Origin of the sequence: Limosilactobacillus ingluviei DSM 15946 (genome assembly GCF_001435775.1) — a bacterium.
GTDB lineage: Bacteria > Bacillota > Bacilli > Lactobacillales > Lactobacillaceae > Limosilactobacillus > Limosilactobacillus ingluviei.
Window position 1 is genome coordinate 53,174 of record NZ_AZFK01000042.1, and the last position, 17,572, is coordinate 70,745.

The window sequence follows — 17,572 nt, forward strand, 5'->3', positions numbered from 1 at the left end:
GAGGGGGAACCAATGCGGTTAATGTTGACGACTAACATCCTTGACCCGCAACGCTACGAACGGCAGGAATTGCTCACGGTCGTTGTCGAGCGGGACTTGACGCTGACGAAATTAGACGCCCAGGTCTATGAGGAACTGTACGAAACGGCCAAGGACAAATTGAGCTCTCGCGCCCAGATCGAATTGGCCGACGGGGTCATGGGCTTACAGTTCACCCCGCAGATCGTGTACCAAAACGGGCAGGCCAGCCAGATCTTGCTCCACGCGACCGGGATGCTGTTCAAGGACACGGCGCCATATTAAGTTTTGTGCACCATGGTGAAAACACCGTGGTGCTTTTTCTTTTGGGGGAGGGCAGAAAAAAACCCCCTAATTCCAAATTAAAAAGTTAAAAATCGCCCGCTTTGACGTATATATAAGATAAGGGGGTGAAAAATATGGAACAACTCTTAACCCAGCTCAAGGAAAGCTGGGAGATGCATAAAACGGCCTGGTTGATCGGCTTGGCCCTCGTCCTTGGTGGGGGTGGCTATTGGTATCACCAGACGATGAGTGCGCCGCCGGTGTTGCCACAGCGTCAGTCGGCTCCGGTCAAATCTGCGCCGGCTAATACCGGCAAGGTGGTCGTGGACGTCAAAGGGGCGGTCAACCACCCGGGGGTCTACACCCTGGCCAAGAGCCAGCGGGTCCAAGAGGCGATCAAAGCCGCCGGGGGCCAGACGCCGGCGGCTGACATGCGCCAGGTCAATTTAGCCAAGCAATTGGTCGACCAACAAGTCGTCTACGTCCCGAGCCAGGGTGAACAGGTCGCAACCCCGCTCGATTCGGCGGGGGCTGGCGGGGGAACGGCCGCTGATCAGGAAAAGATCAACCTGAACCAGGCCACGAAGGAAGGTTTGATGAAAATCAGCGGGATCGGCGATAAAAAGGCCGATAAAATCCTGGCCTACCGTCAAAGCCACGGCCAGTTCAAAACGATTGAGGAACTGCAAAACGTGGATGGCTTTGGTGAAAAGACCGTCGCAAAATTAAAGGACCAACTTGCGGTTTAACCTGGTGTGACCCCAAAACTTTGCTATACTGGTACTATTGATGTTTACTCAAACCAGTAAAAGGGGGGAGAACGATGAAGAAACGAATTGATTGGGATCAGTATTTTATGATCCAAGCGGCCTTGCTGGCGTCGCGCTCGACGTGCAAGCGCCTCTCCGTCGGGGCGGTGCTGGTCCGCGATAAGCGGATTATCGGCAGTGGCTATAATGGGTCGGTGGCCGGCGACGTGCACTGCATCGATGAAGATTGCTGCTTGCGCGATGGTCACTGTGTCCGCACGATTCACGCGGAAATGAACGCCCTCTTACAATGTGCCCGTTTTGGGACCTCAACGGATGGCGCGAGCGTGTACGTGACCGATTTCCCGTGCCTGCAATGTACCAAGAGTCTGCTGCAGGCCGGCATTACCCAGATCAATTACCTGCGCAATTACCACAACGATGACTACGCGATGCGCTTGATTACCTTAAAAGGGGTCAAACTTCACCAGATTAAACTCGATGCCAATATCCTGGATGAGGTCAATTTAGACCAATACATCCACTTAAAGGACTAAGCGTACGCTTCAAATTGGCAGTTTCTTTGCGGCGGTGGCGGTCGCCTTGGTGGCCGCCTTGCTGTTGGGGCACCAGCTCTGGGCCGGGGTGGCGCTGGCCTACTTAGCTTGGCGATTGACGACTTGGCACTGCCCCCGCGGCCGGCGGTGGGTGGGGCTGCTGGCCCTGGCGATGGTGGGGCGTTGCCTGCTGCATCAGACCGTCATTCAGCAGCGGACCCTGCCGGCGGCCCGGATGGGGACCTACCAAGTCGTGGTCCAGCCGGACGCGTGGCAGGTCAATGGCCAACTGGCCTTAGCAACCGGACGGCTGGGCAAAGAGCCAGTGCGGGTCAGTCTGCAGTTGACCTCACCGGCCCAAGTCAAGCAAATCAAGCAGTTGACGACGCCGGTGGTCGCTACGGTCACCGGACAAAAGGGGCCCCTGTTGCCCGCCACCAACGTCAACCAATTCGATTATCAAAAATATGAAAACGCCCAGGGGGTGGCCAACCAGGTGCGCGGTCGCGGGGCGTTGACCCCGCTGGCCCCGGCTAGCCCCTGGGCGGTCATTCACGGCTGGCGCGCCCGGCTGACGCATCGCTTGGCGCGCTTTCCCCAGCCCCTGGCCAGCTATTGTCAGCGCTTGTTGTTAGGCCAAAATGATCCGGCCTTGGGTCCCACCATTACGGCGGCCCAGACCCTCGGGGTGATTCACCTCTTTTGTTTGTCGGGGTTGCACGCCTTTGTCTTTGTAGCCTTGCTGCGTGGGGGACTTTTGGCCTTGCATGTGACCAGAGAGACTACCACCTGGCTGGAAATTATTGCCCTGCCCCTCTTGTGGGTGCTGGGCGGGGGTGCTACCAGCCTGACCCGGGCGATTTTGATGTTAGAATTCCAATTACTGGCTCGGCAGGCCGGTTGCTCCAGTCGGGTCAGTTGGCAGGTGAGTTTGATTCTCCACTCGCTCTTGCAGCCCGGGGTGCTGCTGTCGCTGGGCGGTCAGCTGTCGTACTTGCTGGCCTGGGGAATCAGTCGCTGCCAGTTTCAGGCGGCCTGGCGCCGCTTGGTGGCGATCCAGTTAATCGGCCTGCCGCCCTTATTATATGCGGCCTACCAATTCCACTTTTTGAGCCTGCTGGCCAACTGGCTACTGGTGCCCTTGTTTGCCAGTGTGGTCTTACCGGGCCTCTTGGTCATTGCCCTGCTGGGGCCGGGCTTTAGTGGGGTGGTAAGCCTGGCAAACGCTGGCTTGCAGGGGTTGCAAGCTGCTTTGACGGGTCTCGCGGCGCTGCCGGGCAACTGTTACTTCGGTAAACCGGCTGCGGTGGTGGTCGTCGGCTTACTGCTGGTCACCTTGCTTTTGGTCGAGGAGGAAGTCCGTTTTCGCCGCCGCTGGCCGTGGTTGATGGGGGCCTACCTGCTGTGCTTTGGGGTGATTCACTGTCCGCTTAGCGGCGAGGTCACCTTTGTCGACATCGGGCAGGGGGACTGTGCCCTGATTCGCACCCCGTTGAACCGCCAGGTGATCATGATTGACACCGGCGGCCAGCTGCAGTTTCGCCCACCCGGCTGGGCAAAGCGCCAACCGGCCCAGCGGGACCGGGCCCTGACGACCAGCGTCAACTATCTGAAGAGCCACGGGATTCACCGGCTGGACTATTTGTGCCTCAGCCACCGTGATGCTGATCACATCGGTTACTTAACCACGGTCGTCCAACAGCTGCAAGTCAAGGCGATCCTGGTACCCCAGGGGATGGAAAAACTGCCGAAGCTGACCCGGCAACTTCCCGCCCAAGTCCCGGTGGTTCCGGTCACGGATCGCTCCCAGCCCGTGGGCTTGCCCCTGGCGGTCCTGCACCCCTTTGGCCCCGGGCAGGGGAAGAATGAAGATTCAATGGTCTTGTGGGGGAAATTTGGCGGCCAACGCTTCTTGTTTACCGGTGATTTAGACCGGGCCGGGGAGCGGGCCGTCCTTCACCGTTATCCCCAGCTGCAAGTGGAGGTCCTAAAATTGGGGCACCACGGCAGCCAAACGGCGAGTGATCCCGCGGTCTTGCGCCAGTTGCGCCCGCGGCTGGCGATTATTTCCGCGGGCCGCAAGAATCGCTACGGGCATCCCCACCAATCCACCATCCAGACCTTAAAGCGCCAGCACATCCCCTTTTGGTCCACCCAACAGCGGGGGATGATTACCTATCGCTACTGGGGAAACCACGGCAAGTGGACGACGAAATTGAAAGGGAGTGAACTGACGTGGATGTTGCCACCTTACGCACGCAATTAAAAAATGCCCACCCTGCCCCGCTATACCTGGTCTTAGGGACCCAGCAGGTCTTATTGGATCAAGCCCGGGCTGCTTTTTTGGCCCTAGTGCCAGAAGAAGAGCGGGTCATGAACGTCGGCAGTTATGATTTGGAAGAGACGGATTTGGCGACGGCTTTGGACGATGCCCAGTCGGCGCCCTTTTTTGGGGAACGGCGGTTAGTCTTGTTAAACAAGCCGGCCTTTTTAACCGGAAATGGCGGCCGGGGGAAGGTCAAGCAGGATCCGGATTTGCTGTTAAACTACCTGAAGGCCCCGCAACCATCGACGGTGCTGGTGATTTTAGCGCCCTATGAAAAGCTCGATGGGCGCAAGGCCGTCGTCAAGGCGCTAAAAAAGCAGGCCGTGCAGGTCAGTGCCGCGCCGTTGAGTGAACAAGACGCCCGGCGGTTGATCCAGGCCCGGGTGCAGCAAGCCGGCTTTCACTTTGGCCGCGGAGCCTTGGATGAACTGGTGCGGCGCACGAACGCCGATTATGGTCTGATGATGGCTCATTTACCGCAGTTGCAACTCTTGGCTTACCAGAGCAAGGAAATCGATGCGGCCAGCGTGCAAGGGCTGGTGGCGCAATCGTTGGATGAAAACGTCTTTGATCTGGTGACGGCGGTCTTGCAGCGGCACCAAGAGCAGGCGCTGGGCTTATACCGGGAATTATTGGCCGCCCAACAACAGCCCCTGCAGATCAACGCGGTCCTGGTCAGTCAGTTCCGCTTGTTATTGCAGGTGAAAATTTTGACGGCCCGTGGGCTGAGTCAGGCGACCCTGGCTAAGCAACTCAAGGTCCACCCGTACCGGGTCAAATTGGCCGCCCAAACGGTCCAGCGCTTTACCTTACCGGCCTTGAGCCAAGCTTATCTCGGTTTGGTCCGGATTGAAAAAGCGCTCAAGACGACCAACCGGACGCCGGAATTGCTCTTTCAATTGTTCTTATTACAATACAGCCAAAAGGTTAGTTAATTAAACTAAACAAGCGCGCTGGGTGAGGAATTCCTCGCTCAGCGCGCTTGTTATTAGGTAATAAAAAACGCCGGGTGAATTCCCGACGCTCTTATTTCATTACTTTGCAAGGCGGGCAGCCAGACGTGACTTGTCACGGGCAGCCTTGTTAGCCTTGATCAAGCCCTTGGAGTGGGCGCGGTCAATGGCAGAGATTGCTTGCTTGTACAGATCTTCAACGTTGTCTGCACCGGCTAACTTTGCCTTGTCAAACTTCTTGATGGCAGTCCGCATAGCGCTCATTTGGGAAGCGTTGCGTGCTGCTGCCTTTTCGTTAACGCGGACGCGTTCGATTGCTGACTTAATAATTGGCATTTCAATTTCACCTCCGTACCTCTTGGTATCGGTTGACCAGAATTTTCAACATTTGTCATTATACCGAATCATGCCATGCAATGCAATAGGGATTCCCGAATGGAAAAAGAAAACTTGCAATTGCCAGGGAAGTTTAGTATATTAGCTAGGGTCGCAAAAGCGATCAGCCCGCTCCTCAGTTTGACGATCCTCACCGACGTCTTACTTAGCAGCGGGGGTTAAAAATTGAAAGGTGGGAAAATAGTTATGGCTATTTCAAAGGAAAAGAAGAACGAAATCATCAAGCAATATGCAACGCACGAAGGGGACACTGGTTCCACGCAAGTGCAAGTGGCAGTTTTGACGGCGGACATTAACGAATTGAACGAACACATCCGCACGCACAAGCACGACTACCACTCCCAACGTGGTTTGATGAAGAAGATCGGTCACCGGCGGAACCTGTTGGCTTACCTCCGGCGGACGGACCTGCCTGCTTACCGGGAACTGATCAAGAGCCTTGGTTTGCGGCGGTAATCAGCTTAAATCCTTTCGACCTCAGCGCTGGCTGGGGTCTTTTTTTATACGCTGGTCAAAAAGGCGGGGCGAGCTTTTGAATTGCGCGGCTGGGGTGTGGTAAGATAGGAATATCATAACTCTGGAAAAATAATGACAACGGGACCCAACCATTACCCAGTTGCCAATTAACAGTTGAATTAAAGGTAAAAGGAGACAGATTTGTGACAAAAATCAATGTAATTCCCTTTGGGGGCGTGCGCGAAAACGGTAAGAACATGTATGCCGTGGAAGTGAACGACCAGATTTTTATTTTGGACTGCGGCCTGAAGTACCCCGAAAATGAATTGATGGGCATCGACGTGGTGATTCCCGACTGGGCCTACTTAAAAGAACACGCCGACAAGATTGCCGGGGTCTTTTTAACCCACGGTCACGCCGACGCGATTGGGGCCTTGCCGTACTTTTTGATGGACTTCCAGGTGCCGGTCTTTGGGAGCCGCTTGACGATTGAATTGGCCAAGCTGGCCGTGAAGCAGCACAAGCAGGTCAAGAAGTTCAATGACTTCCATGAAGTTGACCCCGCCACGGAAATTGACTTTCAAAATGTGACGGTCAGCTTCTTTGCGACGACCCACACCCTGCCCAACACGCTGGGGATCGTCTTGCACACCGATGAAGGGGCGATCGTCTACACCGGGGACTTTAAGTTTGACCAAACCGCCCGTGATGGCTACCGGACTGACCTGGCTAAGCTGGCCCAAGTCGGCCAAGCCGGGGTCTTATTGCTATTGAGTGATTCGGCCGGGGCGGCGTTAACGGCAGCCTCGACCCGGGAAAAAGACATCGCGGCCTACATTTTGGATGTCTTTGAAAATCATAACGGCCGGATTGTGGTCGGCAGTGTGGCCTCCAACATCATGCGGGTCCAACAGATTTTTGATGCCGCGGCTGCCAGTGGCCGCAAGGTCGTCTTATCCGGGGGCCAAGATTTAGAACAAATCGTCAGCACGGCGATGAACCTGGGTAAACTGCACTTTGATCCGAGCTTGCTGGTGACGATGGCGGACACCGCCGATTTGGCACCAGAAGAAGTTGTGATCTTAGAAACGGGCAAGATGGGGGCGCCGATCAAGGCCCTGCAAGAAATCGCCAATGGTGACGATCCGGAAGTGACCCTCGGGGAAGGCGATTTGGTCTTTGTGGCGACGACCCCCTCATATGCAATGGAAGCCGTGGTCCAAAAGGTGACCGATATGCTGTACCGGACGGGGGCCGAGGTGAAGTTTATCGCTGAGGATTTAAATCCTTCCGGTCACGGGAACCAAAATGACGAGCAGCTGATGCTCAACTTCATGCAGCCAACCTTCTTCATGCCGATCCAGGGGGAATACCGTTTGTTGGATCAACACGCGATTTTAGCCGAAGAAGTGGGGATTCCAGCGGAAAACATCTTCTTGACCAGCAAGGGGGACGTCTTAACCTACCAAGACGGCCGCTTCCACTTAGGTGACCGGGTAGAAGTCGGTAATACGATGATTGACGGGATTGGCGTTGGCGACATTGGCAATATCGTCTTGCGGGACCGGCGGGTCTTATCAGAAGACGGGATCTTTGTTGTGGTGGCCACGATTGACCGCAAGAAGAAAAAGATCGTCACCAAGCCGCAAATTACGTCCCGGGGCTTTGTCTTTGTCAAGACTAACCGGCAGTTAATGAAGCAAAGTGCCGAATTAGTGGAAGAAGTGATCCAAGAAGACCTGGACCAAAAGGAATTCGACTGGAGCCACTTAAAGCAAAACGTGCGTGACAAATTAAACCGCTTCTTATTTAACCAAACCAAGCGCCACCCGGTCATTTTGCCGGTGATTATGGAAATTAATCAACACCCCAAGCGCAAGAATAAATCAAAGGCAACGCCAGCCCCAGCCAAGCCCAAGGAAGGTGGCAAAGCCAAGCGGCAAAGCAACCGGCCTTCCCGGGGCCGGGGCAAGAAGCGGGCGAAAGCCACGAATGCCAAGGTAACCAAAAACTAACTGATTACGTTTGAACGTCAAAAGAGGCCGGAAAAATTTTCCGGCCTCTTTATTCAATGGAGGAATGAGCATGACGCCAACCCAACTCGACCAATTACACCATGCCGGCCGCTTATTGGCCCAAGGTGCCAACCAGGCGGCGGTTCAAGAACTGCAAACTTTGTATGAACAAACGGATGACTTTGCGGTCAACCGGGAACTGACCCGGGCGCTGCTGGCCGTGGAACAGTATGGCACGGCCCTGACAATTGCCAACGAGCAGCGCGCCGCCTATTTGGCCTCGGCTGATTTGCAGGAACAATTGCTGACGATCGAACTGGCCAACCATGGCTTTATCAGGGCCCGCCAATTAGCCTGGCAACTGCCCGCCCCGCGGCAAGGGGCGGCCCAAGCCCAGATTGCGGATGCCGAGGCCACGCTCAAAGCCCAGGCGCCGCAAACCTTGCACACGCGCCTGCAGCATTTTTATCACCTGGGGGATGGTGGCTTGCTGGCCCAACAGCGCCGCTTTGCTGAAGCTTTGCGGTTGCCGCTGGCCGAATTTATTCAGGGCAGCCGCTTTGTTTTGCGCGATCCCTTTGTCAAACCCCTGGTGAAGAGTACCGTGGTGCAAAGCCTGGTGCAATTAAAAGTCGACCAAGAACTGACCATGCTATGGCTCGACGACCACGAATACCCCTTTACCCCCGCCGCGTGTTTGCCTTTGGAAGCAATGCCGGTCGTCCAGGCTGGCTACGCTGAATTGGCCAAGCGCTTTGCCAATTCGGATCCGTTGACTTACCAGGCCCGGCTGCAAACCTTCAACTTGCACCTGGCCTTGTTGTACCCCTTTGTGGATAAGGCGATGATTGATCCCGGCCGCTGGATTGATGAAATGAGCCAGCCACATCAAGGCCCGGCCGCGACACCAACTGAGCAGACGATTAGGCGCTGGCAGCGGCGGTTAAATGCCCAATTGGCGCAGTTGGGTCTCTAAATGCTTTCCACGCGAAAAAGTTGGGCAAATCCGTTTACAAATCAAGGGTGAACTGATATTATGGTTAAGAATTCTGATCAGTTAATTTAGGACTATGAATTAGCAATCAGAAGTAGTACAATAAGATATAAGGGTGTGTCTGGTCAGCCATTGGCGGGCCAGGCATGATACTTGTAATTTACTAGGAGGGTTTCATTAATGGCAGAAAAAGAACATTATGAACGTACTAAGCCGCACGTTAACATTGGTACTATCGGCCACGTTGACCACGGTAAGACTACTTTGACCGCAGCTATCACGAAGGTATTGTCCGAAAAGGGCCTTGCCAACGCAGCTGACTACGCTGACATCGACGCTGCTCCAGAAGAAAAGGAACGTGGTATCACTATCAACACTGCCCACGTTGAATACGAAACGGAAAAGCGTCACTACGCTCACATCGACGCCCCAGGGCACGCGGACTACGTTAAGAACATGATCACTGGTGCCGCTCAAATGGACGGTGCTATCCTGGTTGTTGCCGCAACTGACGGTCCTATGCCACAAACCCGTGAACACATCCTGTTAGCTCGTCAGGTTGGTGTTCAATACATCGTTGTCTTCTTAAACAAGACTGACCTTGTTGACGATGACGAACTGGTTGACCTGGTTGAAATGGAAGTTCGTGACCTCTTGTCCGAATACGACTTCCCTGGCGATGACATTCCGGTTATTCGTGGGTCCGCTTTGAAGGCTCTCGAAGGCGACGAAGAACAAGAAAAGGTTGTTATGCACTTGCTCGACGTTGTTGACGAATACATCCCAACTCCACAACGTCCTACTGACAAGCCATTCATGATGCCAGTTGAAGACGTCTTCACGATCACTGGTCGTGGGACTGTTGCTTCTGGTCGGATTGACCGTGGGACTGTTAAGGTCGGTGACGAAGTTGAAATCGTTGGTCTGAAGGAAGACGTTCTCAAGTCCACTGTTACTGGGGTTGAAATGTTCCACAAGACTCTTGACCTTGGTGAAGCCGGGGACAACGTTGGGGTTCTGCTCCGTGGTGTTGCCCACGACCAAATCGAACGTGGTCAAGTATTGGCTGCCCCAGGTTCCATCCAAACTCACAAGGAATTCAAGGGTGAAGTCTACGTTATGACCAAGGAAGAAGGGGGCCGTCACACGCCATTCTTCTCCAACTACCGTCCACAATTCTACTTCCACACGACTGACGTTACTGGGACGATCGAATTGCCAGAAGGTGTTGAAATGGTTATGCCAGGGGACAACGTTACCTTTACTGTTGCCCTGCAAAAGCCAGTTGCCATTGAAAAGGGTCTGAAGTTCACCATCCGTGAAGGTGGGCACACTGTTGGTGCCGGTGTGGTATCCGAAGTGTTGGACTAATTTAAATTAGTTGATCAACCTTTTTTCAAGGCGAAAAGGATCAGGATTTAGTTCCTGGTCCTTTTTCTGTTTTTCGCCGCGGATTCCGCAGAATCCCACTGAAATAGTTGAAATCTAAAGGTAGCTACGGTAAACTTAATAAGTATGTAAGGTTGGCCAGTCCAGCCAAAACTGAATTGTAATTGGAGGAAATGAAATGTCAGCAAAATGGGAACGCGAAAGCGATGCCAGCAAAGGGACATTAACGTTCGAAATTGATACTGAAACGGTCCAAAAGGGAATCGACAAGGCCTTTAAGCAAACGCAAAAGCGGATTACGGTGCCTGGTTTCCGGAAGGGCCACGTGCCACGGACGATCTTCAACCAAATGTACGGTGAAGAAGCCCTGTACCAAGATGCTTTGAACGCCGTCTTGCCAGACGCTTACGAAGCGGCAATCAAGGAAACGGAAATCGAACCCGTTGCTCAACCAGAAATCAGCATTGACAGTATGGAAAAGGGTCAACCATGGAAGATTTCGGCCACGATCTTCGTGAAGCCAGAAGTTACTCTGGGTGAATACAAGGGTATGTCCGTGCCAAAGCAAGACACGGCCGTTAGCGATGCTGATGTTGACAGCGAATTAGAAAAGAAGCGTCAACAACAAGCTGAATTGGTCCTCAAGGAAGAAGCCGCTGCAAACGGCGACACGGTCGTAATTGACTACGTCGGGACGATCGATGGGGAAAAGTTTGACGGCGGTTCCGCTGACAACTACTCCCTGGAATTAGGCTCCGGCAGCTTTATCCCAGGCTTTGAAGACCAATTGGTTGGCCACAAGGCTGAAGAAGAAGTTGACGTGAAGGTAACCTTCCCTGAAGATTACCACGCTAAGGAATTAGCGGGCAAGGAAGCAAACTTTGCCGTTACGATCCACGAAGTCAAGGAAAAGCAATTGCCAGAAATGGACGATGAATTTGCCAAGGACGTGGATGAAGACGTTGATACGCTGGCTGAATTGAAGGAAAAGACTAAGAAGCAACTGCAAGAACAAAAGGAAGTTGCGGCGAAGTCGGCCATCGAAGACGCAGCAATTGATGCAGCGGTTGCCAATGCCACGATCCAAGACATTCCACAAGCAATGTTGGACAGTGATGTTAACAACCAAATGCAACAATACCTGGCTGGGATGCAACAACAAGGGATCAACCCACAAATGTACTTCCAAATCACGGGCACGACCGAAGATGATTTGAAGAAGCAATTTGAAGATGGGGCCGAAAAGCGGGTTAAGACCCACTTGGTACTGGAAGCCGTTGTTGAAGATGCCAACCTGAAGGCGACGGACGAAGAAATCGACCAAGAATTAAGTGACTTGGCTGAAGAATACAACATGGAAAAGGATGCGGTTGAAAAGGCCTTGTCCAAGGACATGTTGGCCCACGACGTTGAAATCAAGAAGGCAGTTGACCTGATTGCCGACTCTGCAAAGCAAGACTTGCCAGCAGACGAAGACTAGTGAATCGTTAGGGCTGATTAACAAAAAGGGTTACGGCAAGCCTGCTTGTCGTAGCCTTTTTTCTATGTTAGCCGCAAACCACTTTATTAGTATTTCAACGACGGGTTTGCTAAGATAGAAGGCATGATCAAGCGCCTGAAATTGGCCCGGGATGAAGCCGGCCAGTTTACGAGGATCGGCGCGGAATTAGGAAGGTGAAAAGTGAATGTTTGAAGATACAAACACGGAACAAAATGTGCATTGCTCCTTTTGTGGCAAATCACAAGACGAAGTCAGAAAAATTGTCGCCGGCCCGGGGGTCTACATTTGTGACGAATGTGTCGAACTTTGCCAACAAATTATTGCCCAAGAGCTAGCCGACGATGCCAGCCAAACGGGCACGTTCAAAGTGCCAACGCCAGCCGAAATTATGGCGCAATTAGATGATTACGTGATCGGGCAAAAGGATGCCAAGAAGACCCTGGCCGTAGCGGTGTACAACCACTACAAGCGGGTCAATGCGATGACGACTGGGGATAATAACGATACGGAACTGCAAAAATCCAATATCGCGGTGATCGGGCCGACCGGGTCCGGGAAGACCTACTTAGCCCAATCCCTGGCGCGGATTTTAAATGTGCCCTTTGCAATTGCGGATGCAACGACCTTAACGGAAGCCGGCTACGTCGGTGAAGACGTGGAAAACATCATTCTGAAGTTGGTCCAAGCCGCCGATTACGATGTAGAACGGGCTGAAAAAGGGATCATTTACATCGACGAAATTGATAAGATTGCCAAGAAGAGCGAGAATGTCTCCATTACCCGGGACGTTTCAGGGGAAGGGGTCCAACAAGCCCTGCTGAAGATCTTGGAAGGGACCGTTGCCAACGTGCCACCGCAGGGCGGCCGTAAGCACCCGCAACAAGAATTCATCCAAGTCGACACGAAAAACATCCTCTTTATTGTCGGGGGCGCCTTTGACGGGATTGAAAGTATCGTCAAGGAACGGCTCGGCGATAAGACGATCGGCTTTGGGACTGATTCGCGGGAAATCAATGATGTTACGGACAAAAACATCTTGCAACACGTGATTCCAGAGGACCTGTTAAAGTTTGGGTTGATTCCGGAATTTATTGGCCGGCTGCCCGTCATGACGGCGCTGGAAAAGCTGGATGAAGCCGACCTGATCCGGATTTTGACCGAACCAAAGAATGCGTTGGTTAAGCAGTACCAAGAACTGATTCGCTTAGACGGCAGCCAGTTGGAATTTACCCCGGAAGCCCTGCAAGAAATGGCCAAATTAGCGATTGCCCGTAATACCGGGGCCCGGGGGTTGCGGTCGATCATTGAAGACGTCATGCGTGATGTCATGTTTGATTTGCCGAGCCGTCAAGATGTCAAGAAGGTGGTCATCACCAAGGCCAGCGTGGTGGAACATGCGGCGCCGGAATACGTGATGGACGATCAACAAGCATCATAGGGGGATTAGGATGGACGTAAATCAAGTCGAACTTACCATTAGCGCCGTCCAAGAAGACCAATACCCCACCGACCAACAGCCGGAAATTGCCCTGGTGGGGCGGTCCAACGTGGGGAAGTCTTCACTGACGAATGTCTTGATCAACCGGAAGAACTTTGCCCACACTTCCAGTCAACCCGGCAAGACCCAAACCCTGAACTTCTACCACGTAGAAGAAGCCTTGTACTTTGTCGACGTGCCAGGTTACGGTTATGCCAAGGTTTCCAAAAAGCAACGGGAAAAGTTTGGGAAGATGATCGAACACTACTTGACCAACCGGGACCAACTCAAGGGGGTCATTGAATTAGTCGACGGGCGGCATGTGCCGACGGATGACGACATTGCCATGTACCAGTGGCTGACCTATTACCAGGTCCCCACTTTGGTGGTAGCCACCAAAGTTGACAAGCTCAAGCCCAGTCAGTACAACCGCATTGAAAAGCAGGTGCGGCAAGCCTTGGGAATGCAAGCTGGCGCGCCATTGATCCTCTTTTCGGCCCAAACCCGTCTGGGCAAGGAGCAGGTTTGGGATTGGATTAGTCAACAAACGGGGGTTAAGTAGCAATGGAATTTAATGAGTATCAAGAAGCCGCCAAGCGGACCTTGTACGGCAATGAACAGGTCCTCACCAACTGTGCCCTGGGCTTGGCGGGGGAAAGTGGCCAGGTCGTCGATTTGGTGAAGAGCTACACCTTCAAGGGTAAGCCCCTCGATAAGCAACAGCTGATTCACGAAATGGGGGATGTCTTATGGTACCTTTCGCAAGTAGCCGAGTGGGCCGACATTCCGTTTGATGAAGTCGCACAGGCCAATATTGCCACCTTAAACAAGCGTTACCCGCATGGGTTTGATCGCCGCAAATAGGGGCGTTTGTCCACGCCAACGGGGGCGGATAAAAATAAAGAGGGACTGGTGAGAAAACGGTGTTTTCTCCCAGTCCCTTTTCATGGTCGGTTAAGCTTGTTTGTGCTCAGCTGGTTCTGCTTTTTTAGCGTCCTTAGCTGGTTGTTCTGGTTGCTTGGGTGCGGTTTTATCAGGATGCTTCGGGTCGATGGCGAAGTTTTCAAACAAGCGATCCAAAGTGTCCTGTCGGCGTGTTACTAAGCCCATGTAATTCCTCCTTTGTTGGTACTGATTGTCTTTGACTAGGTCCTATTTTATCATGCTTGTGGCCCATCGACTAATTTTGGGGGTTACAAGCCCGGCTTTTGCCCTGCGGCGGGCAAGTCGTTACAATAAAGGCAGTAAGATTATGGGGAAGCGAGGAAAACGATGGCAAGTGAATACTTAGAACACAAATTGGCCCTGCTGCCCGATGCTCCCGGCTGTTACCTGATGAAGGATGCCCACGGGGAAATTATCTACGTCGGCAAGGCCAAAAATTTAAAAAACCGGGTCCGCTCCTATTTTAAGAGCTCTCATACCGGCAAGGTCGCCAAAATGGTGGCCACGGTGGCCGACTTTGAAACGATTGTCACTTCGACGAATAAGGAATCCTTCCTGTTAGAAATTACCCTGATCCAAAAGCACCAGCCCTACTTTAATATTAAATTAAAGCGGGGGACCGGGTATCCGTACATTAAGATTACCAACGAACGGGACCCGCAGCTACAGATTACCGGTCAGATCAAAAACGATGGGGCCGCTTACTTTGGCCCCTATCCTAATGTCTATGCGGCTGAAGAAACGGTCCATTTGCTCCAAAAAGTGTACCCCTTGCGCCGCTGCAGTGGCTACCAGGGCCGGCCGTGTCTGTACTACCACTTGGGTCAATGCTTGGGGGCTTGCTTTAAGACGGTCCCAGAAGCCGAATACGCGGCGCAGATCAAACGCCTGAAGTCCTTTTTAAACGGGAATACCAAGCAAATTAAGGCCGAACTAACCCAGCGCATGGAACAGGCGGCCGCGGCTCTAGAATTTGAGCGGGCGGCGGAGTTGCGCGACCAGTTGCACTACATTGAAGTGACGGTTGAAAAGCAAAAAATCATTTCCCATGATAAGACCCCGCGCGACGTCATCAGTTACTACTTTGACAAGGGCTGGTTGTCGCTGCAAATCTTTTTTATTCGTCAAGCCCGTTTAATGAAGCGGGAAAAACGGCTTTTTCCGGTGGTCGACAGTGCCGCCGAAGAAATGACCAGTTTCATTCTGCAATTCTACCAACGGAAGAACAACATTTTGCCCAAGGAACTCCTTGTGCCCAAGGGCTTGCCAAATGCGGAAATCGCTGGGATTTTGGGGATCCCGGTGCGGACGCCCCAGCGGGGGGAAAAGCGGGACCTGTTGGCCATGGGCGAAAAGAACGCGGCGTTGGCCCTTCAGGAAAAATTCCGCTTGCTCGCGATGGACAAGCAAAAGACCACCGGGGCGATGAAAGAAATTACCGATGCTCTGGGCTTGCCTGCGGCACATACGATTGAAGCCTTTGACCATTCACATATCCAGGGGGCCGATCCGGTCTCGGCGATGGTCGTCTTTGTTGATGGGGAACCGGAAAAAAAGTTATACCGGAAGTATAAGTTGACCACGGTGATTGATCATGCGGACGAAACGGCCAGCACCAAGGAAGTGATCCGGCGCCGCTACAGCCGGTTATTGAAGGAAGGCCAACCGTTGCCGGATTTGATTTTTATGGATGGCGGGGCAATCCAGATGGCGGCGGTGCAGGATGTCTTGGAAAACGAATTGGACTTGGCGATTCCGGTGGTGGGGATGGTCAAAAATGATAAGCACAAAACGGCCGACTTGCTGTTTGGCAAAGCGGCGACCCCGGTCCACTTAGATCCGCGCAGTCAGGGCTTTTACTTGGTCCAACGGATTCAAGATGAGGTCCACCGCTTTGCGATTACCTTCCACCGGCGGGTCCATACCAAGCACTCCTTGAGTTCCCGCTTGGATGAGATCAAGGGGGTGGGGCCGCGCACCCGTACGAAACTTTTGAAAGAATTCGGCTCGATTGATAAGATTGCGACGGCTTCGGTGGAGCAAATTCGGGCGCTGGGGATTAATGCCAAAACCGCCCAGTTAATTAAAGTTTCCTTGCAAAAAAAGGCGGCCGTCAACAAGGGCAGCAGTCACGACTGATTTTGACGGGGTCTGCCTTTTCCCATATAATTGAAAGCAACGACAAAAGAACGGAGAATAAACATGGCAACCTTTGTGGATCAAATTAAAATTGAAGTACACGCTGGTAAGGGGGGCAATGGGATGGTCGCGTTTCGGCGCGAAAAGTATGTGCCGAACGGAGGCCCCGCTGGTGGCGATGGTGGTCGCGGGGGGAGTATCATCCTCAAAGTCGATGAAGGCTTACGGACGTTAATGGACTTTCGTTACCACCGCATTTTTAAGGCCCAAAACGGGCAAAATGGGATGAGTAAGCAAATGACCGGGGCGGCGGCTGAAGATACGGTGATTGCCGTGCCGCAAGGAACCACCGTCCGCGACCTGGACAGTGGCCGGATTTTAGGTGACTTGGTGGAACAAGGCCAAACCTTGGTCGTCGCCAAAGGTGGTCGCGGGGGCCGGGGGAACATGCGCTTTGCTTCCGCGAAGAACCCAGCGCCAGAAATTGCCGAAAACGGGGAACCAGGGGAAGAACGGAACCTGGAATTAGAACTCAAGATGCTGGCGGACGTGGGCTTAGTGGGCTTCCCGTCCGTTGGGAAGTCGACCTTGCTCTCCGTCGTTACCGGCGCGAAGCCGAAAATCGCGGCGTACGAATTTACCACCCTGGTGCCGAACCTGGGGATGGTGATGCTGCCAGACGGACGCGACTTTGCGATGGCCGATATGCCAGGGTTGATTGATGGGGCCTCTAAGGGGGTCGGATTAGGCTTGCAGTTCCTGCGCCACATTGAACGGACCCGGGTCTTATTGCACTTGGTGGACATGGGGAGTCAAGATCCTGACCAAGTGATTGAACGCTACCATGCGATCAACCATGAATTAGCCAATTATGACCCCGAATTATTGAAGCGGCCGCAAATTGTGGTTGCTACGAAGATGGACCTGCCTGAGGCCGCGACCAACCTGGAACTGTTTAAAGCTGCCTTAGCCCAAGAAGCGCACCAACCTGAAATTTTTGAAATTTCCGCGGTTACCCACCAAGGGGTTCAGGAATTAATGAAGAAGACGGCGAACCTCTTAGATCAAACGCCGGCCTTTGACAGCCTGCGTCATGATGAAGTAGAAAGCGTCAACTACGACTTTGAAGCCACAACCAATGAACCGGACTTTACGATCGACCGCGATCCCGATGGCACGTGGGTCTTAAGCGGGGCGAAATTGGAACGGCTCTTTAAGATGACCGACTTGACGCACGAAGAAAGTCAACTCCGTTTTGCACGGCAATTGCGGCACATGGGGGTTGATGAAGCCTTACGGGCCAAAGGAATCCAGGATGGGGATCTGGTGCGGATCGAAGACTTTGCATTTGAATTTATTCAGTAACGAGGGT

Annotated in this window: 17 protein-coding genes; 15 read left to right on the forward strand and 2 right to left on the reverse strand. The window is 53.1% G+C overall.

Annotated features, from left to right (window positions below; translation table 11 throughout):
* Positions 1–12 precede the first annotated feature (12 nt).
* The 5 genes from FC43_RS05755 to holA all read left to right on the forward strand — a co-directional run bounded on the left by FC43_RS05755 (position 13) and on the right by holA (position 4,870).
* On the forward strand, positions 13–303 hold the full coding sequence (locus FC43_RS05755; RefSeq protein ID WP_019205887.1) for a hypothetical protein: 291 nt from the start codon (positions 13–15) through the stop codon (positions 301–303).
* Between the two features lie 134 nt (positions 304–437).
* A complete protein-coding gene (locus tag FC43_RS05760; protein ID WP_056954843.1) occupies positions 438–1,052 on the forward strand; it encodes a helix-hairpin-helix domain-containing protein in 615 nt (204 codons plus the stop codon).
* Between the two features lie 74 nt (positions 1,053–1,126).
* Complete coding sequence (locus FC43_RS05765) at positions 1,127–1,609, forward strand: ComE operon protein 2 (protein ID WP_019205885.1); 483 nt, start codon at positions 1,127–1,129, stop codon at positions 1,607–1,609.
* A 34-nt stretch (positions 1,610–1,643) separates the two neighbouring features.
* Complete coding sequence (locus tag FC43_RS05770) at positions 1,644–3,875, forward strand: DNA internalization-related competence protein ComEC/Rec2 (protein ID WP_156648303.1); 2,232 nt, start codon at positions 1,644–1,646, stop codon at positions 3,873–3,875.
* Positions 3,845–4,870, forward strand: coding sequence for a DNA polymerase III subunit delta (holA, locus tag FC43_RS05775; RefSeq protein ID WP_056954847.1), 1,026 nt, complete (start codon positions 3,845–3,847; stop codon positions 4,868–4,870). Before FC43_RS05770 ends, holA begins: the two co-directional genes overlap by 31 nt.
* A 99-nt stretch (positions 4,871–4,969) precedes the next feature.
* On the opposite strand, the gene rpsT is transcribed toward holA, so the two are convergent.
* The gene (rpsT, locus tag FC43_RS05780; RefSeq protein WP_019205882.1) at positions 4,970–5,224 is read right to left on the reverse strand and encodes a 30S ribosomal protein S20; all 255 of its coding nucleotides are present in this window, start codon (positions 5,222–5,224) and stop codon (positions 4,970–4,972) included.
* A 246-nt stretch (positions 5,225–5,470) separates the two neighbouring features.
* On the opposite strand from rpsT, the gene rpsO reads away from it, so the two are divergent.
* From rpsO to FC43_RS05820, 8 genes are all read left to right on the forward strand, one after another.
* Positions 5,471–5,740: a 30S ribosomal protein S15 gene (rpsO, locus tag FC43_RS05785; protein ID WP_019205880.1), complete on the forward strand. Its 270-nt coding sequence runs from the start codon at positions 5,471–5,473 to the stop codon at positions 5,738–5,740.
* A 257-nt stretch (positions 5,741–5,997) separates the two neighbouring features.
* Entirely contained in the window at positions 5,998–7,755 is a 1,758-nt protein-coding gene (locus FC43_RS05790) for a ribonuclease J (protein ID WP_420865133.1), read from the forward strand.
* Between the two features lie 70 nt (positions 7,756–7,825).
* A complete protein-coding gene (locus tag FC43_RS05795; RefSeq protein ID WP_056954851.1) occupies positions 7,826–8,731 on the forward strand; it encodes a hypothetical protein in 906 nt (301 codons plus the stop codon).
* Between the two features lie 198 nt (positions 8,732–8,929).
* On the forward strand, positions 8,930–10,120 hold the full coding sequence (tuf, locus tag FC43_RS05800) for an elongation factor Tu (protein WP_056954852.1): 1,191 nt from the start codon (positions 8,930–8,932) through the stop codon (positions 10,118–10,120).
* Positions 10,121–10,316: 196 nt separating this feature from the next.
* On the forward strand, positions 10,317–11,618 hold the full coding sequence (gene tig, locus FC43_RS05805; RefSeq protein ID WP_019205876.1) for a trigger factor: 1,302 nt from the start codon (positions 10,317–10,319) through the stop codon (positions 11,616–11,618).
* A 205-nt stretch (positions 11,619–11,823) separates the two neighbouring features.
* On the forward strand, positions 11,824–13,077 hold the full coding sequence (gene clpX, locus FC43_RS05810) for an ATP-dependent Clp protease ATP-binding subunit ClpX (RefSeq protein WP_056954854.1): 1,254 nt from the start codon (positions 11,824–11,826) through the stop codon (positions 13,075–13,077).
* Positions 13,078–13,087: 10 nt separating this feature from the next.
* Entirely contained in the window at positions 13,088–13,678 is a 591-nt protein-coding gene (gene yihA / locus FC43_RS05815) for a ribosome biogenesis GTP-binding protein YihA/YsxC (RefSeq protein ID WP_056954856.1), read from the forward strand.
* Between the two features lie 2 nt (positions 13,679–13,680).
* Positions 13,681–13,980, forward strand: coding sequence for a nucleoside triphosphate pyrophosphohydrolase family protein (locus tag FC43_RS05820; protein WP_019205873.1), 300 nt, complete (start codon positions 13,681–13,683; stop codon positions 13,978–13,980).
* Positions 13,981–14,070: 90 nt separating this feature from the next.
* Here FC43_RS05820 and FC43_RS11250 read toward each other — a convergent pair whose 3' ends face one another.
* Entirely contained in the window at positions 14,071–14,226 is a 156-nt protein-coding gene (locus FC43_RS11250) for an SPJ_0845 family protein (RefSeq protein ID WP_164478921.1), read from the reverse strand.
* A 162-nt stretch (positions 14,227–14,388) separates the two neighbouring features.
* Here FC43_RS11250 and uvrC point away from each other — a divergent pair, with 162 nt between their 5' ends.
* Together uvrC and obgE are read left to right on the forward strand one after the other, a co-directional pair.
* Entirely contained in the window at positions 14,389–16,200 is a 1,812-nt protein-coding gene (uvrC, locus tag FC43_RS05825; protein ID WP_056954858.1) for an excinuclease ABC subunit UvrC, read from the forward strand.
* Between the two features lie 63 nt (positions 16,201–16,263).
* Positions 16,264–17,565, forward strand: a complete 1,302-nt coding sequence (gene obgE, locus FC43_RS05830; RefSeq protein WP_056954860.1) for a GTPase ObgE — start codon at positions 16,264–16,266, stop codon at positions 17,563–17,565.
* Positions 17,566–17,572: the final 7 nt, after the last annotated feature.